21 protein-coding genes are annotated in these 23116 nt (G+C 39.0%); 11 read left to right on the forward strand and 10 right to left on the reverse strand.

Annotation, left to right across the window (positions count from 1 at the left end; translation table 11 throughout):
- From arlH to J7W08_RS07335, 5 genes are all read left to right on the forward strand, one after another.
- Complete coding sequence (arlH, locus tag J7W08_RS07315) at positions 1-717, forward strand: archaellum protein ArlH (protein ID WP_233083881.1); 717 nt, start codon at positions 1-3, stop codon at positions 715-717.
- A gap of 33 nt (positions 718-750) precedes the next feature.
- Positions 751-2583 (forward strand): archaellum flagellar ATPase motor FlaI, encoded by a 1833-nt coding sequence (gene flaI, locus J7W08_RS07320; protein WP_233083882.1) that lies wholly within the window; start codon positions 751-753, stop codon positions 2581-2583.
- A gap of 13 nt (positions 2584-2596) precedes the next feature.
- Entirely contained in the window at positions 2597-4216 is a 1620-nt protein-coding gene (arlJ, locus tag J7W08_RS07325) for an archaellar assembly protein ArlJ/FlaJ (RefSeq protein WP_233083883.1), read from the forward strand.
- Position 4217: 1 nt separating this feature from the next.
- Complete coding sequence (locus J7W08_RS07330) at positions 4218-5117, forward strand: hypothetical protein (protein WP_233083884.1); 900 nt, start codon at positions 4218-4220, stop codon at positions 5115-5117.
- Positions 5118-5356: 239 nt separating this feature from the next.
- Positions 5357-5518, forward strand: coding sequence for a hypothetical protein (locus tag J7W08_RS07335; RefSeq protein WP_167879768.1), 162 nt, complete (start codon positions 5357-5359; stop codon positions 5516-5518).
- A 305-nt stretch (positions 5519-5823) separates the two neighbouring features.
- Here the strand turns inward: J7W08_RS07335 and J7W08_RS07340 are convergent, their stop codons facing one another.
- The 10 genes from J7W08_RS07340 to ahbD all read right to left on the reverse strand — a co-directional run bounded on the left by J7W08_RS07340 (position 5824) and on the right by ahbD (position 17790).
- Complete coding sequence (locus J7W08_RS07340) at positions 5824-6636, reverse strand: CheR family methyltransferase (protein WP_233083885.1); 813 nt, start codon at positions 6634-6636, stop codon at positions 5824-5826.
- Complete coding sequence (locus tag J7W08_RS07345; RefSeq protein WP_233083886.1) at positions 6627-7289, reverse strand: chemotaxis protein CheD; 663 nt, start codon at positions 7287-7289, stop codon at positions 6627-6629. The genes J7W08_RS07340 and J7W08_RS07345 overlap by 10 nt, the downstream gene beginning before the upstream one ends.
- The gene (locus tag J7W08_RS07350; protein WP_048195179.1) at positions 7286-7888 is read right to left on the reverse strand and encodes a chemotaxis protein CheC; all 603 of its coding nucleotides are present in this window, start codon (positions 7886-7888) and stop codon (positions 7286-7288) included. Before J7W08_RS07350 ends, J7W08_RS07345 begins: the two co-directional genes overlap by 4 nt.
- Positions 7881-11267 carry a chemotaxis protein CheA gene (locus tag J7W08_RS07355; RefSeq protein ID WP_233083887.1) on the reverse strand — a complete coding sequence of 1129 codons (3387 nt, stop codon included), beginning with the start codon at positions 11265-11267 and terminating at the stop codon, positions 7881-7883. Before J7W08_RS07355 ends, J7W08_RS07350 begins: the two co-directional genes overlap by 8 nt.
- A complete protein-coding gene (locus J7W08_RS07360; RefSeq protein WP_233083888.1) occupies positions 11257-12315 on the reverse strand; it encodes a protein-glutamate methylesterase/protein-glutamine glutaminase in 1059 nt (352 codons plus the stop codon). The genes J7W08_RS07355 and J7W08_RS07360 overlap by 11 nt, the downstream gene beginning before the upstream one ends.
- 14 nt (positions 12316-12329) lie before the next feature.
- Positions 12330-12692 carry a response regulator gene (locus J7W08_RS07365; protein ID WP_048195182.1) on the reverse strand — a complete coding sequence of 121 codons (363 nt, stop codon included), beginning with the start codon at positions 12690-12692 and terminating at the stop codon, positions 12330-12332.
- Between the two features lie 17 nt (positions 12693-12709).
- On the reverse strand, positions 12710-13510 hold the full coding sequence (locus tag J7W08_RS07370; protein WP_233083889.1) for a DUF8579 domain-containing protein: 801 nt from the start codon (positions 13508-13510) through the stop codon (positions 12710-12712).
- The gene (locus tag J7W08_RS07375; RefSeq protein ID WP_048195184.1) at positions 13507-13986 is read right to left on the reverse strand and encodes a chemotaxis protein CheW; all 480 of its coding nucleotides are present in this window, start codon (positions 13984-13986) and stop codon (positions 13507-13509) included. The genes J7W08_RS07370 and J7W08_RS07375 overlap by 4 nt, the downstream gene beginning before the upstream one ends.
- Before the next feature lie 43 nt (positions 13987-14029).
- Positions 14030-15985, reverse strand: a complete 1956-nt coding sequence (locus tag J7W08_RS07380; RefSeq protein ID WP_233083890.1) for a methyl-accepting chemotaxis protein — start codon at positions 15983-15985, stop codon at positions 14030-14032.
- A 764-nt stretch (positions 15986-16749) separates the two neighbouring features.
- On the reverse strand, positions 16750-17790 hold the full coding sequence (gene ahbD, locus J7W08_RS07385; protein ID WP_233083891.1) for a heme b synthase: 1041 nt from the start codon (positions 17788-17790) through the stop codon (positions 16750-16752).
- Positions 17791-17975: 185 nt separating this feature from the next.
- On the opposite strand from ahbD, the gene J7W08_RS12325 reads away from it, so the two are divergent.
- The 6 genes from J7W08_RS12325 (at position 17976) to J7W08_RS07410 (ending at position 23116) form a co-directional block, all read left to right on the forward strand.
- Positions 17976-18101, forward strand: a complete 126-nt coding sequence (locus J7W08_RS12325; protein ID WP_081955803.1) for a CcmD family protein — start codon at positions 17976-17978, stop codon at positions 18099-18101.
- A gap of 15 nt (positions 18102-18116) precedes the next feature.
- Entirely contained in the window at positions 18117-18497 is a 381-nt protein-coding gene (locus J7W08_RS07390; protein WP_233083892.1) for a cytochrome c maturation protein CcmE domain-containing protein, read from the forward strand.
- 50 nt (positions 18498-18547) lie between these two features.
- Complete coding sequence (locus J7W08_RS07395; RefSeq protein ID WP_233083893.1) at positions 18548-19405, forward strand: polyprenyl synthetase family protein; 858 nt, start codon at positions 18548-18550, stop codon at positions 19403-19405.
- Between the two features lie 28 nt (positions 19406-19433).
- Positions 19434-20627, forward strand: a complete 1194-nt coding sequence (locus J7W08_RS07400; RefSeq protein WP_233083894.1) for a radical SAM/SPASM domain-containing protein — start codon at positions 19434-19436, stop codon at positions 20625-20627.
- Between the two features lie 229 nt (positions 20628-20856).
- Positions 20857-21183: an ATP synthase archaeal subunit H gene (gene ahaH, locus J7W08_RS07405; RefSeq protein WP_233083895.1), complete on the forward strand. Its 327-nt coding sequence runs from the start codon at positions 20857-20859 to the stop codon at positions 21181-21183.
- Positions 21176-23116, forward strand: coding sequence for a V-type ATP synthase subunit I (locus J7W08_RS07410; RefSeq protein WP_233083896.1), 1941 nt, complete (start codon positions 21176-21178; stop codon positions 23114-23116). Before ahaH ends, J7W08_RS07410 begins: the two co-directional genes overlap by 8 nt.

Here is a 23116-nt window from a genome sequence, read left to right on the forward strand (position 1 = left end):
ATGGAAGACGAAGACAATAATAAAAACATTGTTTCAAGCGGTAATAATGAAATTGATAAAAAACTCGGAGAAGGCATACCTCTGGGTTCTCTTGTACTTATAGAAGGTGAAAACGATACCGGAAAAAGTGTTTTGTGCCAACAGCTAGTATTTGGCGGACTGAATCAGTTGCATAGGATGGCATATTATTCAACTGAAAACACAATCAAAAGTCTACTTATGCAAATGGAAAGTCTAAGTCTGGATGTATCCGATTTTTACAGTTGGGGATATCTAAGAATATTCCCGGTTCACCTTTCTGGCGTTGAATGGACCTCCGAACAGATGAAAGGAACTCTTAGTCTGATGGCAGAGCACATCAAAAACATAAGAGAAAAGGTGATAATAGTAGACTCTCTCACAATGTTTACGACATATGCCGATGAAGATAACATCCTTGGTTTCCTCACAAGTCTTAAAAATTTTTGTGACCGAGGACTTACTATTTTCATCACCCTACATCAGCATGCTTTCAAGGAAGATACACTTGTAAGAATCAGGTCTGCATGTGATTGCCACCTATTTCTCAGGAAAGAGCAGCTTTCCGATCGCTATATCAGTGTTATGGAAGTTTCAAAGCTAAGGGGCGCAAAGAAAACTACAGGTAATATTGTGAGTTTTGAAGTTCAACCTGGATATGGACTGAAAATTATTCCTATATCTCATGCCAAAACATGAAAATGATGATTTTTTTAGTTTTTGGAGGTTTATATGGTTGAATCTGAAGATATACTTATGAAGGAAGGTTTTGAAAAGGGCTTGGAAGCCTGCTTTCCTTTTAAACCAAAAAAATATGAAGGGCATGATCATTCTGACGTAAAAAAATCTAGTATATATAAGATACTCCCTCCTGGAATGAAAAAAGAAGTCGAAAGGAATCACCATCTTCTGGAATACTTACACATATTACCGATTGACACGATGGGAATTCCAAAATATGTGTCCAAACTTGAATCAAAATATGGTGACCTTGAGCATCCCAATTTAATATACAAAGCAAGTGACAGTAGTTACGTACATATTTATCCAAACAAGAACGGTGTAAGGGATTATTATATTCCGATAGAACCAAACCTACTTACCGGTGTTGGTAACATCCTAAAAGAATTAGAAATTAGGATGCTGGATTACCTCACGGGCCTTGACTTCGATCCGGAAAATATTGAAGAAAAAACGCAGATATTAATCGAAGCTATGGATGATATTTGTGTGATTGGAGAAAAGGAAGAAAATCAAGATTCTTTTGCAAATTTGAAAAAGGTCCTTGGTTCAAAGCTCTTTCCGAATAAAGGGAAAAAGGAAGATAATCACATATATTTATCTGAAGATCAATATAAGGCCTTAAAATATTCTCTTCTCAGAGATAAAATTGGCCTAGGTTTTCTTGATCCGTATATATGTGACAGCAATATTGAAGATATTACCTGCAACGGATTAGGGTCGATATATCTAGAGCACAAAGTATTTGATGGGCTAAGAAGTGTCCTGGAGTTCACTGACCATGACATTCTCAACCACTTTATAATCAAGCTTGCAGAAAGGATAGGTAAACCCATTACTTTTAAAGATCCTATTGTGGATGCCTCGCTTCCGGATGGTTCGAGGATTAACATCGTTTATGGTACCGATGTAAGTAAAAATGGAAGTAACTTCACAATAAGGAAATTTAATGAAATTCCATTCAGTATTCTTCAGGTGATCGATAAAGGAACGATGGACTACAGAGTTGCAGGTTATCTTTGGATTCTTCTTTCTGAAGGAATGAGTGGGTTCATCTGTGGTGAAACTGCAAGTGGTAAAACGACTTCATTAAATGCCCTTACAACTTTCATTAGTCCTGATGCAAAACTGGTTTCTATAGAAGATACTCCCGAATTGCAGATTCCTCACAAAAATTGGACACGTGAGATGACCAGAGGTAGCACAAGAGGCGGAGGTGTTGGCGAAGGAAGTGGTTCGGATGTTACAATGTTCGACCTTCTGAAAGCTGGCTTAAGGCAGAGACCAAATTATATTCTTGTGGGTGAGATCAGAGGAGTAGAGGGAAATGTTGCGTTCCAGGCTATGCAGACCGGGCACCCAGTCATGTCAACCTTCCACGCTGCAAGCGTTGAAAAACTAATACAGAGGATTACTGCGGACCCCATAAACATACCTAAAACATATGTTGATAATCTGAATTTTGTTATTATCCAGTCTGCTGTCAGAAGACCTGATGGAAAAATGGTAAGAAGAGTAATCAGTGTGAACGAAGTTCTGGGATATGACCCTCAAAAGGGTGTTTCTTTCGTTGAGGCCTTTTCATGGGATCCGATTACTGATTCTTATGTTTTCAGTGCTCATGGTAGCTCTTATCTTCTGGAACAGAAAATTGCAACAAGACTAGGTATTCCTTCGAAGAGAAAACATGTTGTTTATGATGAAATCGAGAAAAGAGCAAAAATATTAGAAAGATTTCAAAAAGAGGGTATCACTAATTTCTATGATTTCTTTGACACAACCTCTAAAATTACAAAACATGGGATGCTGAGGATTAAATTCTAAATGAGGCGTTGATATGGAAATCTCCGGTATAAAAAATATTTTTAAGAGCAAAAAAGAAGGCGATCCTTCAAAATCTTTGTCGGAAATAATATCCCGCAGAATAGATCGCTTTAAAAAAGAGCTCTACATTAGCAACGATATGCTTTTCTCCCTAACTTACATGGCATCCATATCTACTGCAAATGTGAGCAGGGACAAGATATTCGAGAACATATCGAAGAAAACGGAATATTGCCCATATATTTATTTTGAAAAGGTCAAAGATCTATCCCAGGACTGGCATTATGATTATGCTAATGCATGTGAACTTGTATCCAGTAAGGTAAATCATGTCAGATTGCAGGAACTTTTTAATAGGTTCTCCAATGCGATTGCTTCAGGTGAGCCAGACATTGATTTTCTCAAGAAAGAGTGGACATTGTTTAAAACAATAAGGAAAGACGAATTCGAGAGAAATCTTGAAACCACAAAGGAATGGTCAAACGCTTACACTGCGCTGCTTGTCTCAACTTCTCTTGTATCCATTATAATATTACTTTCTGTAATTCTGTATAATTTAGGAGATCCTGAGAAGACGCTCTACGGTACAGCTTTTATCGTGTCATGTATGGCTTTTGGGGGTGTAGCATTATTATGCAAAGGAGTTCCCAGAGATTCGATGGTCCATAGTTTGGATAAGAAATCAAAGGAACAAACCTTCATTTACAAATGGATGCCAGTTACAATAATTCTAGCTATCCTCTCAGTTGTAACACTGACATTGATACCTTCATTTTTGCACCCCATTGATTTTTATGTAGATATCAAAGGCATCGGAATGATTGTAGCAGGATTGGTCATGCTTCCGGTTGGAATCACGGCTCACAGAGATATTGTCAAAGTTAACAAAAGAGATGAAAGTTATACGACATTTATCAGAAGTCTTGGGTCAATCGTTAGTGGATCGGGACTGACAATCCCAAAGGCCCTAATGAAAATCGATCCAAAAAATCTTGGTGAATTGAAGGGTGTAACTCTTGAACTCCATAAGAAGCTTACAGTTGGCATGGATGCGAAACTGAGCTGGAATCAATTTGTGGAAGAATCAGGCAGCTATTTGATTCACAAATTTACAAGTGTTTTTGTTGATTCCATTAATTTGGGAGGAGATGCCGAAGAGGTTGGAGAGCTTGTAAGTTCATCAAACCTTGAACTTGTCCTTCTGAGAATGAAAAGGGATCGTATTTCTACTTCATTCACATACCTTGTTGTACCCCTTCATTTAGCAATGGTGGCCCTTCTTCTTTTCATTGGGCAGATACTTACGATATTCACAAACATCATTTCAGATCTATTTGTACAATATGACATATCTGAATCTGCGATCGCAGGTGGTGCCGGTGGTGTTGGAATGAATTTGGGAATCTTTGGAGGAGTACCGGTTGAGCTTTTGGGCCAATATGTCGTAGTGGTAATTATAGTATTAACTGTGGCCAATATTCTTGTCGTAAATGTCGTGAAAGGGGGACCTTTATATCTAATAGTATTTTACGCTTCAATATTTTTTATTCTTTCGGGAATCATGATGATCAGTGTTCCTCCCGTAGTAGACATGTTCTTTTCATTTGACTCATTTTTGGAAGGAGGTATATGAAATGGATTTATCAATTTTAACAGAAATAGATTCTTCGATTATCCTGGGGATTGTTGTTAGCATAATAGTGATGAGTGTCGCAGTCTTTTATGATAAATATAGGGGAGATCAGATTACTGAGCCTAATACCTCCACATCAAAATCATATGAAATGCTAGGCCAATTTATTGATTTATCCAGTTTTAAAGTATCGAATCCTTTTGTAGGATCGGGTCAAAAAATCAAGAAGCTAATTAACAGGGATTCTAATTCAAAAGAAAATGAAACATCAGAATTAGCAGTAGATGCGGAGTCAAATTATTCTGGCATTAAAGGTATTTTTAGCAATTTCAGATCAAAGATATCATCTATTAAATTGAGTTTGCCTGGAAAAGGTGACCGGGATAAAGAGGCCATAGTTACAGGCATGGCTAGTTCTAAAAATGCTGCATCCACAGAAAAAGAATCAAATATAGATTTTGATGTCGATAAAATCGTAGGAAATAAAAAGAATGAATTGGATTTTGATGATAATCTGATCAATGAGATGGCTACTGCAGGTAGTTTAGGCACTCAAATTGAAGTTGACGAACCTGATTCGGATTTATCACTTAATGGTGATTTGTCTATTGATATGGATGAATTTGACTTCGGTTTTGGAGAGGTAGGGGACGAACAAGATGATAGCCAGGATGATGAATTTTCTTTCGAAATTTCTGAAGATGAACCTTACAATGATAATTTCTCCTTTGAAGATGACGACGATAGTTTCATAGAGTCATTGAAGAATGACATAATTATTGAGGAGAAAAAGAAAGCCGATTTCATGTCAGAAATGAAAGGAGAAAGTTTAGACATCGAAGAAATTAAAACCGAGCTTGAAGGGGTTTTAGAAAATCTTAAAAGGTACAATACCCCCTAAAATATGAGCTCAGTGGAAACATCAAAATCCCCATCATTTACTTAAATAATAAATTATTTCCAATATTATATAGTGCTCAAAACAATAATAATTAGAATGAAATCTCTAGTAGAATTCAAAGCATTTGGACTTAGATCGAATTTGATAGTATTTATTCAATTTAGAGTATAAAAAAAATAATTAATTGATTTTAGTTTTATATTGACAGATAATTTAAATCAGGAAAAAGTGATTAAAATATGTTAGACGCAAAATACATAGGCCTTATAGTCTTAGCATTGTTTTCAGGTTCAATGCTTGTTTATCAATGGCTTTCACTCTACAACAGACTTGACTATAGTGTTGTTTTCTATGCTGCACTTTTGATATTTTCGTTTTCTTTAATGCTTTTGAAGAGATGAATGATCTGGAAGTGTAGAATAAAACGACCTGACACCCGCATTTAATTTTTTGTAGCTACATGAGAATATTTTTGATTGAATATGAATCGAAGCAGGGCTGCTTAGATATTAACTTATAATCAAAAAAGTAGTGTTTGGTAGATATAAGTGGAAATTTAAATAATCAGAAAAGTATTAAAATCCATATTTCACAGATAGCCCTGTCTGAGTAAATAATTCAATAATTCATAATAGTATTAATAAACCGATATAAATTCTAAAAAAGATGAGGAGACGGTTTTAAAAGAGCAATATTGAATATTCCTTTAAATTTTCATGTAGATTTTGTCTTTTATACTCACAGGTTCAAATAAACTTCTCATTTCAGGAGGTAATGTTTCGGATTTGCCTATTATGAGATAGCCACCTTTTGTGAGTGAATCGTAAAAGTTGCTTATCATTTTTATTTTTTGAGTTTCATTGAAATATATCATCACATTCCTGCAGAAAACAGTGTCAAAATGCTTTGAAACTGGGCTATCGTTTGTTAGATCATATCTTTTGAATCTATATGATAGATTTTGGATCTTTTTTACTTTAAAAGTATCCTCTGATTTTTCAAAATACTTGTGCCTGAGCATATAGTCAAGATTTTTTATTTTATCCTTGAAGTATACCCCTTCTGAAGCATTTTTTAAGCACTTTTCATCTATATCAGTAGCATATATCGATATGTTCCAATCTTCAGGAAATACCTCTTTTGCACAGATCCCAATAGAATAAGGTTCTTCTCCGTTGGAACATCCAGCACTCCAAAACCTAACCAGTTTGCTTTGTGATTTCTGCTTTCTTTCCATTATATCTGCAATCAAGTTATCCTTGAAAAATATGAACGGTGTTTTGTCTCGCATAAATTCAGTCACATTGATAGTAAGAGTATCTATGAGTGCAGCTAATTCACCTTCATTCGTTTCAAGAAATCGCATATAATCCTTATAATCAGTGATTCCTACAACCCTCATTCTCAGATCAATTCTTCTCCGAAGGTATTTATCCCTATAACCATCGAGAACGATACCCGATAATTTAGATACCTTGTTTGTAAGAAGATCAAAGTAATCTGTATCACTTACATCCATAATACCTTCCCATTGCTATATTTAACAATTAGACTTCCGTCAACTGCATTGAAAATAACATTTCTCCCCATACTTCCCCCTACATCTGTAGCTAATATTTCGATTTTCTCTTTTTTGAGAGTTTCTTCAACAGATTTAATATTCCGATCACCGATCTTAAGTATGTCCAGATTCATGTGCTTAAATATCTGGGCACCACCTGCAACCTTTGCAGAAATATGTTTTCGCCTTGCTCCATTGCGGACCATTTCTTCAAGCATTGTTGTTATGGCAGTTTCAGCATGTTTGGTTTTTCCATCGTTTGACGCTCCGGGGAGCAATACATGTGCAATACCAGCCATACGACTTTTGTGATCGTAAAGTACCACACCTACACAGGAACCAAGTCCCATTGCTTTCAGTAGGATATTTTTTCCCACTTTGTATTCTCCAATGCCAGCAATCAACTCTCCTTCTAATAATTGTACATTGGAGTCCGGGGAGCTACCTTTTAAGTGGTTCTTTGCGTCTATTATCAGTTCACAATCTGGATGGCAAGAACCAGATGCACACATACCATCCATAGAACAGTATGAACCCACTACTGTATTATTTCTGCTCAAAACAATCGCTTTTGCGTTTGCTGTTGAGACGTATGCAATATCGTTACTCATAATCCTTCCAGGATATTCATAATGTTACTGAATAAATCATCTTCAGGTAACAACGCCAAATTTATTTCGATGTTTGACTCAGAATTTAGCTTGGTTTCAAATATAATTAGGTTATCACTTTTTTGTGCCATCTGGGAAACTACCCCATCCATAACTGCAGTAGCCATATCAACTGCATAATTTGGAGGAGAAGGTAACAGGATTATGTCCAGGAAGTCAGCTGAGGCATCACAAAATGATGATGCAAGTATGTTTCCGGCTTCCATTACTGCAGAAGCATACATCTCATCGTCAACATCTTCTGTCCCATACATTTCCACTACAAGTTTGTCTGCAGATTTCATGGGTACCATGACGTATAGGTAACCAGAGTTGTTCCCCTCAAGATCCTGTAATGCTATAAGGACACCTGCTACAACTTCTTCATACAATTCGCCACGCAAATCTGCTATACTTACGATTTTTACTTCTGGAACAGTAATTTCAATATATTTGTCTAACAATTTTGAAAGTGAAGTGGCTGCATGTCCAGTACCAATATTACCAAGTTCTTTTAAAACCTCTACTTCCATTTCACTAAGACATTCTAATTCAAGCATCTATATCTCCTCCTACTAGTGCTGATACATCCAGGATCGGTATGACCCTTCCATCCCCCAGAATTGTAACCCCAATAAATCCTTTAACTTTTGACAAAACACTACCCAGTGGTTTTATCACGATTTCTTGTTGATCAATTATTGAATCAACAAGTAACGCAACTTCTTCACTTTCCCTCTCTACAATAATACCAACTTCTTTTTCCAATTGTTTGCCATACTCCCCAATATCAAAAAATTCTTTTAATCTTATTGCAGGCAGCAGCTTTTCTCTTACATAAAGCAGTGGCTGATCACGTATAAGTTTGAAATTATCTTTGTTAACATCGAGTGCTTCAACAACATTGGAAATTGGAATTGCATAAGTCTCATTCCCAGATTCAACAACAAGTGACTTTATAATTGCAACTGTGGGAGGGAGGTTGATCCTCATCTTGGTACCTTTTCCGTTCTGGGAGTATATTTTTATTTTACCGCCCAGTTTCTCGACAGTTGTCTTCACGGCATCCATTCCGACCCCTCGTCCTGATATCTCGGTCGCACTGTCTTTTGTAGATAGTCCTGAAGTAAAAATAAGCATCCTAATTTCATCTTCACTAAGTTTATCCAAATCAGTCGATGAAATGATCCCCTTTTCTAAAGCCTTATTCTTGATCTTTTTCAAATCCAGACCTTTCCCGTCATCTTCAATTTCAATTATGACGTTGCTCTTCTCCCTTTTTGCTGAAAGTTTTATATGTCCTGTTTGACTTTTACCGGCTTTTGCTCTTTCTTCCGGAGTTTCGATTCCATGATCGACACAATTCCTTACAAGATGAACCAAAGGATCACTAATTTCGTCAAGAATAGTCCTATCGAGTTCAGTTTCCTGACCCTCAATTTCAAAATCGATTTCTTTTTCAAACTTTCTACTTAGGTCCCTCACCATTCTTGGGAATTTTTTGAATACCTTTTCGATTTTGACCATTCTCATCATCATAACTTCATCTTGTAAACTTGTGATGGATTTGTCCAAAATTGCAGTAGCCTCTTCCAGTTCGGGTATCCTATGCTCCTGGGAAATTTGAAGAAGGCAACCTTTGTTAATTACAAGTTCTCCAACAAGGTTCATTATGCTATCAATATTGGAAACTCGAACACGTATTGTATCCTGCCTTTTGTTCCCCACTGATCCTTTTTTAGTAGTATCCTGCTTGGCAGTGCAATTATCTTGATTTGATTCTATATTTCTGATATTAACTACTTCTTTCTGGATATCTTCTTCCACCATTAACGGAGCTTCTTCAGACATCAACGAAGCTTCATCTTCCTGAATACTTTCTTCAGACATTAACGAAACTTCATCTTTCTGAATACTTTCTTCAGACATTAACAAGACTTCATCTTCCTGAATACTTTCTTCAGATATTAACGAGGATTCATCTTTCTGAATACTTTCTTCAGACATTAACGAGACTTCATCTTCCTGAATACTTTCTTCAGACATTAACGAGACTTCATCTTCCTGAATACTTTCTTCAGACATTAACGAGACTTCATCTTCCTGAATACTTTCTTCAGACATTAACGAGACTTCATCTTCCTGAATACTTTCTTCAAACATTAACGAAGCTTCTTCATCCTGAATGATTTCCTTTGCCGATATTGCACCGGAATAGTTATTCCCGAAAAGTGCGTTTATCAATTTCCTTAACTTTTCCTGAAGAGAACAATTTTCATTCCTGAGAATTTCCTTAAATGTAAACATCATACTTTCATTTGTTTGAATAGTAGATTCGATTATTTCTTGCTCCCCTTTACTTCCTTCATTATTGGGAATATCCTCCTGAGCAATATTTTCCATTTCATCCTGATTTGGGAGTTGAATTTCCTCAGTGGCTTCTTCTTGTTCACAGGAGATAATTTCAAAATTATCAATTTCAGAAATTTTGTTCATTACATCTTCCACTTTACCCGCATTCCCCTTGATGAAGGCTTTAAGTGAACCCTTAAAAGTGCTATCGATCTCTTCTTCTGTAGGTTCTGTTCTTATAACATGCCCCGCTTCTTTCAGAGATTCAATAACCAATATTGCTTTCAATTCCTTTATATCAGAATCAGGAGCTAGTTTTACATTGAGTATGAGATTATGCCCCTCATCCCCCTTTTCACAATTTAGATATTCTGATTCCAGAGACCCTGCTATTTCGGAGGCGGCTTCTTCCAGAGGACAAGAATCCATATTTTCCCTATTTTCTTCTTGATCACAGGAGATAATTTCAAAATTATCAATTTCAGAAATTTTGTTCATTACATCTTCCACTTTACCCGCATCCCCCTTGATGAAGGCTATAAGTGAACCCTTAAAAGTGCTATCGATCTCTTCTTCTGTAGGTTCTGTTCTTATAACATGCCCTGCTTCTTTCAGAGATTCAATAACCAATATTGCTTTCAATTCCTTTATATCAGAATCAGGAGCTAGTTTTACATTGAGTATGAGATTATGTTCTGCACCCTCATTTTTAGATTTCAGATCTTCTGTTTCCAGAGATCTTACCACAGAAGAGACATCTTTTTCCAAAGAAGAATCCACAGATTCGTTATGTTCTTCTTGATCACAGGAGATAACTTCAAAATTATCAATTTCAGAAATTTTGTTCATTACATCTTCCACTTTGCCCGCATCCCCCTTGATGAAGGCTTTAAGTGAACCCTTAAAAGTGCTATCGATCTCTTCTTCTGTAGGTTCTGTTCTTATAACATGTCCTGCTTCTTTCAGAGATTCAATAACCAATATCGCTTTCAATTCCTTTATATCAGAATCAGGAGCTATTTTTACATTGAGTATGAGATTAGGTACTCCGTCCTCATTTTCAGAGTTTAGATCTTCTGTTTCCAGAGATCCTGTTACGGCAGAGACATCTTCTTCCAGATGAGTAAATTCCACATCTTCAGCTTCCTGCGTATCTATTATTGCAGAGGTGCTTTCCTCAGGGATGCGATCTTCAGCTTCTTCATCTTTTTGAGATTTATACATGTCGAAAGCATTTAGAAGGTTGTCGATTTTAATCTCATCGTTGCCTTCGCTTTCTATTTTCTCTACCATTTCATTTATTCGATCTACAGTTGAAAGCATTATGTCTATAAGGTCGCTATCAATTACGATATCGCCACATTTTATGCCACTTAAAACTTCTTCCATGCTGTGACAGAGTTTTTCAAGTGATGTATATCCAAGGAATCCTGCCATTCCTTTAATTGTGTGTGCTACTCTGAATATTTCATCCAAAGCGTCATTATCACCATTTTCCAGATCTACAAAAGACTGATTGAATATCTCAAGATACTCATTTACTTCCTGAAGGAAATCATCCTTGTAAGCGTCCATATCAGTTTGCATTGCATTTCACCTCTAACATCCTAATAATTTCTTCAGGTATCTCAAAAATAGGTTTTACAACGTCAATTGCTCCGGCTTCGATTGCAGCTTTTGGCATCCCAAAAATAACACAGGTGTCTTCACTGCATGCTATGGTAGATCCATTTGATTCTTTTATTTTTTTGAATCCGGATGCTCCATCTACCCCCATTCCCGTAAGTATTGTGGCGATTGAATTTTTCCCATATACATTTATAAAGCTTTCAACAGTCACATCGACAGAAGGCATTACAGCGTGCATCGGTTCACCTTTTATGATCTTTATCCTGGTTACATTCAAGGCTTTTCGAATTTGCATATGATAGCCGCCAGGGGCGATGTAAGCAACTCCATTTTTTACTTTCTCATTATTTTCAGCTTCTTTTACTTCAAGTTCTGATAAGGTATTCAATCTCGCAGCTAACTGGCTACAAAAGTTTCCTTCAGGCATATGCTGTACTACAAAAACCGATGCAGGCAGGTCACCTGGCAATCTTGGAATTATTTGCTCAAGAGAAGAAGGACCGCCTGTTGATGAACCAATAAGTACCCCCATATTTTGCATCTCCGGGCAATTCCAGTTTCCATTTATTACCTCACCTTTGAATTTTTTCAGGTTGAGTAGTCTTATAATGTTTGGATTTGAATTGTGGATGCTACGAACTTTTGTAATTAGCTCGCTTTCGCTCTTAGCTATTTCTTGTAAGCCACTGGGTTTTGTTATAAAATCGATCGCACCAAGTCTCAAAGCTTCCAGAGCTTCTCTAGAACCCTTTTTGGTGAGAGAGCTAAACATTATAATAGGTATCGGAGCTGTATCCATTATAGCTTCAACGGCTGCCAGCCCATCCATGATAGGCATATTAACATCCATTACTATAACTTCCGGTTTTAGTTTATTCGCTTTTTCTACAGCTTCTTTGCCATTTTTTGCGATCCCGATGACTTCTATATCGCCAGCACTCTCAAGCATGTCTCTTGCTGCCCTTCTCATTAAGGCAGAATCATCAACAACAAGGGTTTTGATCATATTTTACCCGGCCTTTATGCGCCAGTAACTTTTTTAATTTCTTCAAGAACCTTTGGTGCCTGGAAGGGCTTTATAATATATCCTTTTGCACCAAGCTTGATGGCTGTCTTTACTATTTTTTCCTGACCAATAGCGGTACACATTACAACTTTTGCACCTTTGTCAAAGCTTTTTATCTGTTTTAAAGCATCAATTCCATTCATATCCGGCATAACTATATCCATTGTTACTACATCCGGATTTAATTCCTTGTACATTTCTACAGCCTGGTTCCCATTTTCAGCTTCCCCGGCTATATCGAATCCTGCTCCAAAGAGTATGTTCTTCAAAAGCTTTCTCATAAATGCTGTGTCATCGACAATTAATACTTTTGGCATGTAATCTCACCTTTTAATTATAAATTCGGAATGTCCCCAACCATGGTTACCCCACGAGGGGTTAATTCCACTTCTTTTCTTATTTTCACAACTTTTGCCAAACCGGAATCAACTAACCTATCATAGTACTCATTAAGTTCGTCTGTAGAAATTCCGATCATATTCTCTATTGAAACAAAATCTAATCCAGAATATACAAGTGTTAAAATCTGTTTTTCCATATCTGTAAATTCTATCCCGGGTTTATGTGTTTCAATAAGGCGGTTAAGATAATTTTCAAGCATCTCCAATGTAGTTTCAGGGCACATTAGTAAGCTTGTAGCGACCTGACCATTCTCAACTTTGGACAGGACAAGAACTTTTCTCTGTTTACCCCCAACATTTCTCACATCTTTCACCACAGTGCCCAGACTATCAAACAGCATCTTCTGCTGCTTTTTTGGTGAGATGAACCAGAAACCCTCATCAGTCACACTAAAATAACCTTTCTCCCACTGAGTTCCAGATGAAACTACACCTCCAACTGTTGCTGAATCAAGGTAATAGACCGCAAATCTATCGGCTTTCAAATTAAATGCAAGAAACCGGAAAACCTGTTGCATGAGATTCTCCGGGGGCTTGATGATAATCTCTCCATCATTCTTGATCCTAATTGCCTCTACGCCCTCAACTTCAACATTACCAATGTCTTCAATTTCGTTTACCTGAATTTTGGTATTCCCAATGCATAGGGTTTGCTCGGTAACGATGAGTTCCGCATCAACCCATTTGCCATCATACAATTTTGCAGGAGTCTGGAGGTGAACTTTGCCATTCATCTTTGCATACCTTCGATTTCCTCTTCACTAAACACTTTATCCAGATCCATTAATGTCAAAAGACCATCATCGAGTTTCCCCACACCAGTCAGGAATTTTGAATCGTTTCTTGACGTTATAATGCTTGGTAACTCATCTATATTCTTTGACGACAGGTACTTGACTTCATTCACTGTATCCACAATCATCCCTATGACTGCGTTTTCGTATTCAACTACAATAATCCTGGTTTCACTGTCCGTTTCTTTTGTTTCCTTGCCAAATCGAGTTCTTAAATTTATTATAGTCGTAATCTGACCCCTGAGATTTACAACCCCCTCTATGAACTCGGGTGCATTCGGAATTCTTGTAATCTTGGTTGGCCTGATTATTTCCTTTACCTGAGAAATATCAACACCATATCGCTCTTCTCCAAGAGCGAATACAATAACCTGTACGGTCTGGTCAACATCCATCATTTGATTATGAGGATTCATTTAGATCACCTACAAAAAGATATTAAAAGGAGGTCAAACCTCCTTAATTTTCAGAAAATTTGAAGTTTTTCAAGAGCATATCTGTTGTCTTCTGAGCTAGATCAGTAACATTCTTTATGGAACCACTAACCTGTTCTGATGCTGCAGTCTGTTCTTCGATTGCTGCTGAAGTTTCCTCGCTGTTTGCAGCATTTTCTTCTGCAGTTGACGCAACTTCCCCTATGTTCTCATTAATACTCTCGATCTTCTCCATACCCTCTTCTGCTTTCTGATTCAATTCACCAAGCATCGAATTGATCTTGTCGACCATCTCTGTGATTTCGCCAGACTTGCCCAGAGCCCCACCAATATCCCTGTTACCACTAATTACTTGTTCTTTGGCTCTTTCAATGGCTTCGGTGACCTTCTTTGTCTCTTTCTGGACATTGACCACAATTCCATTGATCTCGGCTGTGCTGCTTCTTGACTCTTCAGCAAGTTTCCTTACCTCATCTGCCACAACAGCAAAACCTCTCCCGTGTTCTCCTGCTCTTGCCGCTTCTATTGCTGCATTCAGAGCTAGGAGATTTGTCTGGTCTGCAATGGATTTGATTTTATCAGTAACCTTATCGATATTATCAACAGCACCATCAAGAGATGTAACGATGCCTGCAAGTTGCTCGATCTCATTCATGATTACTTCGAGGTCTTCCAGTGCACTGTTTGCGAGTTTTTGACTTCCATCACTCATTTCTACTGCTTTAGCAGAGAAACTGGCAGATTTTGTAGCTGCTTCACTCAGTTCCTTGAATATCTGTTCGGAAGCTTTTGCATCCAATGCTGCAGTATTAGCATGTCTTGAAAGGTTTTCAGATCCTGTTGCAATCTGTTCTGCAGCAGTTGATATTTGCTCCATGCCCGTATTCATCTGGTTGACAGCTTCACGGGACTGATTCACCTCATCCAGCGTAGCATTCATATCGCCAATCGTAGACTGAACCATTCCTCTTAGGTTCCCTACAAAGTTATTGAATTCGTCGAAGGTCTTGCCGAAATCATCATCTTTGACCTTCTCAAGCTTGGTATCAAGATCACCCTCGCCAACCATTTTAATTCCAGTTCCAAGGTCTGCAAGGCATTTATTGGTGTAATCAAGCAATTCTTCGACTTCTTTTTCTTTCTGCTTGATATCTGTCAGGTCTGTAAGCACTTCCAGTATTCCTTCAAAATTACCTTCCTCGTCATATATAGGTGAAACAGAACTTATTGTGTAGAGCTCACGGTCCAGCCCATTTAACCTTACGATTGCTTCTATTGAATCCACACTTTTGCGAGTATCCAATGCAATTTCAATAATTGACTGATTGGTTCCAAATTTCTTTTCTGCATCCTCTCCAACCAGTGTTGTTTTTGCAACAATATCAGAATGAGGCCTTCCTATGATTTCTTCATCAGATTGGAATTGGCTCAGTTTGACAAAATGATCATTTATGTGCTTGACCTTGCCTTCGGGATCTACAAAAAGTGCAAGTGCGGGTTCTGGTATGCTTTTTACAATTGTTTTCTGGGACTCTGCTTTTGCCAGAACATTTTCTGTAATGTTCAGGAATACACCATCCAGATAAGCTGCATTTCCCTCATCATCGTTTACCAGGTTACCTTCTTCCCGGATGTAAACAGTTTCTCCTTTTGTATTTTTTATCCTGTAGTTAACTTTGTATGATGTATTGTTCTTCATTGCTATGTCGATAGCTTCATCAATTTTTGGCACATCTTCGGGAAAAACAATGTCCGACCATGTCAACTTTTTATCAAGATAATCTGTCTTTGGGTAACCTGTGAGCTCATATACATTTTTACTGATGTAGTATATGTCCCATGATGCTTTTATGTCACATCTGAAAATGGTAACAGGAAGATTGTCTATCAGCCAGCTAATCTCTTCTTCCTTTTGTTTTGCGTCTTTATTGTCTGGCCCTACAATTGTGATGTTTTCTGTAATTGGCTCTTTATTTCCCATAAATACTCCTCCTGACATGATGCATTATTATTATCATTATTATGAGTTGAAGGCGGAGTATATGTATAGCATAGGAAATATATAAAATTAGAGGTCAAAGTTTGATAGGGCTGCTCCATTATTTCATGACAGAGAAACTCGCCACATGAAGTCAAGGCTGTCTGCATATGAACATGAAATGTGAGCTCAACCCACATATTCATTGATACCTCGACTAAAGAAGTGGATGGCAATTTTAACGATGAGCAGAAAAAATGCACAAATGTTAAACGGCTTCTAAACTATTGTATAATGTAACTGATCATATATCGAATACATCCAAGATCAACCCCGGAAAATTTGAAATGAACAAGGATAAATTCATCCTGCAAACTGCTGGAAAGGACATACAAAGATTGACAAATGATATCCATGAAGAGAAAATGATGCGAATGCCACCCAGTTGAAAGATGGATTCGTGAATATTAATATTGCCCATCAATATATAATTCAGAAATATCAGCCACTGTTTGTGAAAGATAAGCGAATGCCTAAGATGCAAGACCAAGACTAGAATTGAACTCGAAAAAAAGAGATCCAGAGTGATATAACAGTTACCCCCCTGGAAATATACCATTGATCTGCTTTAGTAAACGTTAAATAAAAATACTGATCAGAAAATCGTAACCTGAAGATTGACGATCAGACTATTAACTTATCTCCCTTTGATTTTAGGTATTTGTTGCCCGAAACCACAATTAGAATTATTTTGTAAACGTAAACCTTTACCGAGGCACATATATACAGTACGGCTCTTCGGCCATGTAGTCACCGGTAGCAGCATAAGCACGGGCACGACATCCACCGCATACACCTTTATAGCCACATTTACCACACTTTCCGCCCAGACTGTCAAAGTCCCTGAGATCAGTGAACAGTTTGGAATCTTCCCAGATCTCCCTGAAGCTCTGCCCCTTGATATTTCCTGCGACAACCGGCAGGTAACCGCAGGGTTGAACGTCACCTGTGCTTGAAACGAAGCAGAAGCTAGTACCACCAAGACAGCCACGAGTCATGGCCTCATAACCATGAGTTTTGACGCTGACCTCTATGCCTTCCCTTTTAGCACGCTGGCGCATTATCCTGAAATAATGAGGGGCACAGGTTGCCTTAAGCTGGATACTGACATGCTTCTGCTGGTCATAGAACCAGTTGAGAACACGCTCATATTCAACCGGAGGTATCTCTTCATTCTCAAGGTTCTTGCCCCTGCCTGTGGGAACAAGGAGGAATATATGAAGAGCCTCTGCTCCGATCTCTGTTGCCAGATCAAGTATATCGGGGATCTCACCAATGTTCCTTTTTGTGATAGTGGTATTTATCTGGAAGCCAAGACCGCCTTTTTTGAGATATTCGATCCCACGCATGGCACCTTCGAATGCACCGGGTACTCCACGGAACTCATCGTGTGTCTTTGCTGTCGAGCCATCAATGCTGATGCTTACTCGCTGGACACCGGCATCTTTGAGCTTTCTCACAACGTCCTCATCAAGAAGAGTACCGTTCGTGGCAAGAGCAACACGCAGGCCTTTGTCAGTAGCATATCTTGCGACCTCATAAACGTCCTTTCTAGTAAGTGGTTCCCCACCGGTCAAAATGAGGATTGGATCACCAATTTCTGCGATCTCATCAACGAAGCGCTTTGCCTCATCTGTAGAGAGCTCACCTTCAGGTATCTCTGAGGTTGATGCACCCCTGCAATGGACACAAGAAAGATTGCAACCCCATGTCAGTTCCCATGCGATAAGTCGTGGAGGTTTTACCATATCAGACAGTTCTCCTTTATGTGATATATATAATGTAAGAGTACAATAGAACATTCGTTCAATTTACTTAAATAGTATGGCAATATACTACACAGAACCCATATTAAACCATGTCGTCAAGGCATGGATAACACATAGGAAACCATATATTTCCAACGACAAAAATCGATGCAAGGTGAACGCGCATGGCACTGGGAATACAGGCATTGCAGACAGCTTTTGTAATTACATGGATAGTGCTGATATCATACATTATTTATCTCATATACAACCGTTCACAATTGGTTTCCAAAATCCGGAAGCTTAAATGATAAAGGTGTTTAAAGATGGATAAAAAACGAAAGACGATATTCACCATAATTGCCATAATAGCAGTGATGGCGATCGGACTCTGGGGCGTAGATGTCGAGCAAGGGTACTATATGGTATCTGACATCACAGCAGATCCCCAGGAACATTTAGGCCAGAAGGTCAACACCATGGGAATTGTGAAAAATGGAACCCTTAGCATTTCACCTGAAATGACCACATTCACACTAGCAGATGCAGAAGATGAGAACTATGAGATAAATGTAGAATATTCTGCAGATCTTCCTGCAAATCTGGCAGAAGGAAAAAGTATCAGCCTGACAGGAACCATGGTATCTGAAACAATGATAGATGCAGAACAGATAGTCATGGGCTGCCCGTCAAAGTACTCCGAATAAGAGATAGAATTCCATAACAAAAATAGAATTTCCATATATGAGGGCATGCGATGAACATCGAAGAATGGGAAGAATACCAACATATCAACGATGCTATGAACGATATGATCAACAGTATGGACGATTCATCCCAGATGAAATCAGTAGTAGGCCATATTTGTAGATCAGGCGGCAAGAGAGTAAGACCAATTATATTGATGCTTTGTTCCCAAATATGCGGAAGTGACTCCGAAGAAGGAATTAATGCTGCCCTTGCGATCGAACTTATCCACTCAGCATCCCTAATACACGATGACATCCTTGACGAAGGAGTTATCAGGAGAGGTGTTGAATCCGCACACAAGAAATACGGACCCGCAGCTGCGATGCTTGCAGGCGACTATATGATCTCAAAGTCCATCGAGCTTATATCATCATATGGCGCCCCGGTAGTCAGGGCATTCGGAAGGGCAGGGATGGCAATGGCCGAAGGAGAGACCATTGACATAAAAAGCACAACCGTAACCTTTGAAGACGATAACTATTTTGACTGTATTGATAAGAAAACCGCATCCCTATTTGCTGCAAGTGCAACCATGGGTGCCTATATTGCAGGAGCGGATGAAGCTACAGCAGAACTCTTGAAAGACTACGGAGAGAAACTGGGAATAGCATACCAGATAGTAGATGACATTCTGGAATATACAGAAAGTGCAGATGATAAAAGATCAGACCACGAATCCATTTCCCTGCTACAAATATACCAGAAGGACATGAGCCGGAAGCAGGCTGTCCAAAAAGCAACTGAAATTGCAATGGAATATGTGAAAATGGCAAAAGAGATACTTTCTAATTTTGAACCGTCGGATGCAAGGAAGAAACTTATTGAGATCACCGACTACATAACTATTGATATGCTTCCAAAATAAAATTAGTCATAACGACCCAGGTGAGGATATGCGGGTATATGAAAAATCAGTAATCAAAGTAAATGCAAGTACAGAGAACGGAAAGGTCGTTCTGGACATCGAAGGACCCCTTTCAGCAGTCGCAAGCCCGGTTATCAAAAGGATCAATAAGATATTCCAGGAAGAAAAACCCATCAGAGCAGATGAGGAGAACATAATATTTTCCACATGGTCCCCACCGATACCAAGCACTGCCTTCAACAGGTTAATAAGTGCACAGATCGGAGCTGTCATGAAAAAGAGAATCCCCGACCAGTTCTCGATCGGCATCACTGATAAATGTCCCTACAATTGCATTCACTGTGGTGCTGCAGGTATCGTTGCAGACCCTGAACTTAGTATCGAAGAGATCAACAGGGCAGTAGGAGAAGCCATTGAGCTAGGCACCTATTCGGTACAATTCGATGGTGGCGAAACAATGCTCAGAAGTGACATTGCAGACATGGTTGCCAGTGTAGATAAGACAAGGGCCATTGCAACATGTTTCACATCCGGTTTCAGGCTGACACCTGAAAGAGCACAGGACCTGAAGAATGCCGGTCTTTTTGCAACACATATTAGCATTGATAGCCCATTTGAAAGCGAGCATGACCGCGTTCGTGGAAGAGAGGGAGCATACCAGAATGCAATGGACGGAATTCAGAATAGTCTTGATGCAGGCATCCTGACAGATATGTTCGTCGTAGTCTCCCCGGACAATATTGACGACCTCGAAGATTTCTATGGCCTGGCAGAGAGCCTTGGGATGCATGAGATGTCCATTTACGAGATCATCGCTGTTGGCAGATGGCTTGAACGCGAAGATGAGACGATCAGCCAGAAGGATGTTTCAAGGCTGGAGAAGTTCCAGAAAGAAAAGAATATGGCATCAGATGGACCAAGAGTTACGGCATTCCCTTATTTCATGGGGCCTGACCAGTTTGGCTGCTTTGCCGGCAGAAGATGGATCCACGTGACATCAGGTGGTGACGTCATGCCTTGCGCTTACACTCCGCTTGCATTTGGTAATATCAGAGAGGATGCTCTTGCAGACATATGGAAGCGCATGGGCAAACACAGTGCATACAAAGGTTCTGCAGAGTATTGCATGATGCGAAACCCGGAATTCAGGAAGGAATATATCCATACGATCCCCAAGGATGCAACTATACCTTTAAGGATCGACCTCCAGGAAAAGAACTGAATCTAATTACACATCCATATCAAGAGACAGGCGTCTCAATAAAAGTTCTGACAAGCTGAGCATCAGGCTTACAGATAGTCAGAACTTAAGTCTTTTTTCAAATATCCATGATAAATTATTAACATTTCCGCAATCAGAAAGACGGAACCGAATAACTTATATGCATGCTTGCTATAGGGGTGAGTAAATCGCGCTAAGTAAACAGTATATAGATATATTGAGGATTTATATGGCCAAAGACAAAATATTATCCGAAATAAAAAAAGCAGAACAAAGTGCGGCCAAAATGGTGGAGGAAGGGCTCAAAAACAAGAGCGAGCATATAATGAATGCTCGTGCTGAAGCCAGAGAGATCATCAAAGAGGCTGAAACTGATGCGACAAAGTCCGCACAGAGTGCACTGAGATCTGCTGAAGAAACAATCAAACAAGAAACTAAAGAGATTATCACTAACGGTAAAGCTGCAGCTGGAGACATTAGTCAAAAGGCTGAAGCTAACGTTCAAAAAGCCGTTGAGAATTTAATAACAGAATTCGAGAGGGCAATTCATGCTTAAGCCAAAACAGATGAGTCGTGCCGTCATTGTAGGCCACAAGGACATCATGGAAGAAACCATTGAAGCTCTTCATAGCAGCAATCTTTTCCACCTTGAGGATTACAATGAGGACGGTTCCGGACTCAAACTTGGCAGACCTTTCGAAAACGCAGGTGATGTTTCTAAGAAGCTTATTCAGTTAAGATCGATCTCATCCTTCCTTGGTGTAAAAAAATCAGATACCCCTAAGCAGAAGGTTAACTCTGTTTTAAACGACCTTGAATCCAAACTTGATAAACTGGATGAAGAGGTTACTGAAAAAACAGAAAAGCGGTCAGAACTGCAATCACGATTAAAGGAACTTGAAACACTGGCGAAAGACCTTGCGCCATTCTCAGCAATTCCAATAGAGATGGAATTGTACCGCAATTATGAGAGCATCGCAGTCTTTGCAGGTACTGTCAAGGAAAATGTTGGTCCTGCTATCTCAAAGGTTACATCAGCCTACGAGATGGAATATGACCAGAATACCGGAACTGTAGTATTGTTTGTCAAGAAAGAAGACGAAACAACCGTTTCAGAAATACTTTCAAACTTTGAGTTCAGAGAACTTAGGATCCCTGAAACAAATGGCACTCCACAAACATTACTTGCAGGCATTACAAAAGAAGAAGTAGATATCCAGAAACAGATCGAAGCACTGGAAACAGACGTATCATCGATCAAAGAGAAATATTCTGAATTCATACTTGCAAGTGAAGAACTGCTTACTATCGAATCCGAAAAAGCAGAAGCTCCTGTCAAAGTTGCGACATCTGAGCACACATTCATGATAGATGGATGGGTACCGGAAGATGGCGTTGCAGAACTTGAGAGCATCGTAAACACTGCAACAAGCGGACGAGCTTTTGTATCAGTACAAAAGATCACAAAGGCAGATACGGACATCATACCAATCGAGTATGACAATCCAAAGGTCACAAGACCATTCCAGGAAATAATGGATCTTTATGCCCGGCCAAAGTACAAGGAGATCGACCCAACTGCACTGATATTCATATCATTCCCACTTTTCTATGGAATGATCCTTGGTGATATTGGGTACGCATTGATCCTTTTGACACTTGCCCTTGGAATAAAGAAGATGGTCAAGTCAGATGCTGTAAAGCCTTTGATGAACGTGCTTATCTACTGTCAGATATCAACATTTTTATTTGGTATCCTTTACGGCGAGTTCCTTGGATTCCCGCTTGCGAGTTTACACACCGATCACGGCACTATTCCCGGATTGATAGCAGGATTTGAAACGGTAACACTTTTCACATCCCCGATCGCCGGAGAATTGGTCACATATCCGATCCACAGAACACACATGATTATGACAATGATCGCTGCAACAGCACTTGTCGGTGTACTCCACATCAATTTCGGATATTTGGTTGGATTCGTAAACGAGAATAGAAAACACGGTTTCGCTGCAGCAATGTTTGAAAAAGGCAGCTGGATCGTAGTAGAACTTGGAATAATCTTAGCAGTACTCGGTTACACCGGTACCGCACCTACACAGATAATAGGTATCATAGTGTTCCTTATAGGATTCGTCATGCTCGTAAAAGGAGAAGGCGTTAAAGGACCTATTGAATTACCCGCACTTTTAAGTAATGCACTTTCCTACACTCGTTTAATAGCAGTAGGATTGTCATCAATTTATATTGCATCTACTGTCAATCTCATAGCTTTTGATATGATCTTGCCACAAGGCGGTATCATAGCAGCAGTAGGTGCAATATTAGTATTCATATTCGGACATGCGTTAAACACAGTCCTGAGTATAATAGCCCCTGGATTACATGCACTCAGGTTGCAGTATGTAGAGTTTTTCGGTAAATTCTACGAAGGTGGCGGAAGAAAATACAACCCATTCGGTTATATAAGAAAATACACGGAGGAATGA

Origin of the sequence: Methanococcoides orientis (assembly GCF_021184045.1) — an archaeon.
In the GTDB taxonomy this organism is placed as follows: domain Archaea; phylum Halobacteriota; class Methanosarcinia; order Methanosarcinales; family Methanosarcinaceae; genus Methanococcoides; species Methanococcoides orientis.

Excerpts from the sequence above, each read along its gene's own strand:
- arlH (WP_233083881.1), top strand. The coding sequence starts at position 1 with ATGGAAGACGAAGACAATAATAAAAACATTGTTTCAAGCGGTAATAAT.
- flaI (WP_233083882.1), top strand. The coding sequence starts at position 751 with ATGGTTGAATCTGAAGATATACTTATGAAGGAAGGTTTTGAAAAGGGC.
- arlJ (WP_233083883.1), top strand. The coding sequence starts at position 2,597 with ATGGAAATCTCCGGTATAAAAAATATTTTTAAGAGCAAAAAAGAAGGC.
- J7W08_RS07330 (WP_233083884.1), top strand. The coding sequence starts at position 4,218 with ATGGATTTATCAATTTTAACAGAAATAGATTCTTCGATTATCCTGGGG.
- J7W08_RS07335 (WP_167879768.1), top strand. The coding sequence starts at position 5,357 with ATGTTAGACGCAAAATACATAGGCCTTATAGTCTTAGCATTGTTTTCA.
- J7W08_RS07340 (WP_233083885.1), bottom strand. The coding sequence starts at position 6,636 with ATGGATGTAAGTGATACAGATTACTTTGATCTTCTTACAAACAAGGTA.
- J7W08_RS07345 (WP_233083886.1), bottom strand. The coding sequence starts at position 7,289 with ATGAGTAACGATATTGCATACGTCTCAACAGCAAACGCAAAAGCGATT.
- J7W08_RS07350 (WP_048195179.1), bottom strand. The coding sequence starts at position 7,888 with ATGCTTGAATTAGAATGTCTTAGTGAAATGGAAGTAGAGGTTTTAAAA.
- J7W08_RS07355 (WP_233083887.1), bottom strand. The coding sequence starts at position 11,267 with ATGCAAACTGATATGGACGCTTACAAGGATGATTTCCTTCAGGAAGTA.
- J7W08_RS07360 (WP_233083888.1), bottom strand. The coding sequence starts at position 12,315 with ATGATCAAAACCCTTGTTGTTGATGATTCTGCCTTAATGAGAAGGGCA.
- J7W08_RS07365 (WP_048195182.1), bottom strand. The coding sequence starts at position 12,692 with ATGCCAAAAGTATTAATTGTCGATGACACAGCATTTATGAGAAAGCTT.
- J7W08_RS07370 (WP_233083889.1), bottom strand. The coding sequence starts at position 13,510 with ATGAATGGCAAAGTTCACCTCCAGACTCCTGCAAAATTGTATGATGGC.
- J7W08_RS07375 (WP_048195184.1), bottom strand. The coding sequence starts at position 13,986 with ATGAATCCTCATAATCAAATGATGGATGTTGACCAGACCGTACAGGTT.
- J7W08_RS07380 (WP_233083890.1), bottom strand. The coding sequence starts at position 15,985 with ATGGGAAATAAAGAGCCAATTACAGAAAACATCACAATTGTAGGGCCA.
- ahbD (WP_233083891.1), bottom strand. The coding sequence starts at position 17,790 with ATGGTAAAACCTCCACGACTTATCGCATGGGAACTGACATGGGGTTGC.
- J7W08_RS12325 (WP_081955803.1), top strand. The coding sequence starts at position 17,976 with ATGGCACTGGGAATACAGGCATTGCAGACAGCTTTTGTAATTACATGG.
- J7W08_RS07390 (WP_233083892.1), top strand. The coding sequence starts at position 18,117 with ATGGATAAAAAACGAAAGACGATATTCACCATAATTGCCATAATAGCA.
- J7W08_RS07395 (WP_233083893.1), top strand. The coding sequence starts at position 18,548 with ATGAACATCGAAGAATGGGAAGAATACCAACATATCAACGATGCTATG.
- J7W08_RS07400 (WP_233083894.1), top strand. The coding sequence starts at position 19,434 with ATGCGGGTATATGAAAAATCAGTAATCAAAGTAAATGCAAGTACAGAG.
- ahaH (WP_233083895.1), top strand. The coding sequence starts at position 20,857 with ATGGCCAAAGACAAAATATTATCCGAAATAAAAAAAGCAGAACAAAGT.
- J7W08_RS07410 (WP_233083896.1), top strand. The coding sequence starts at position 21,176 with ATGCTTAAGCCAAAACAGATGAGTCGTGCCGTCATTGTAGGCCACAAG.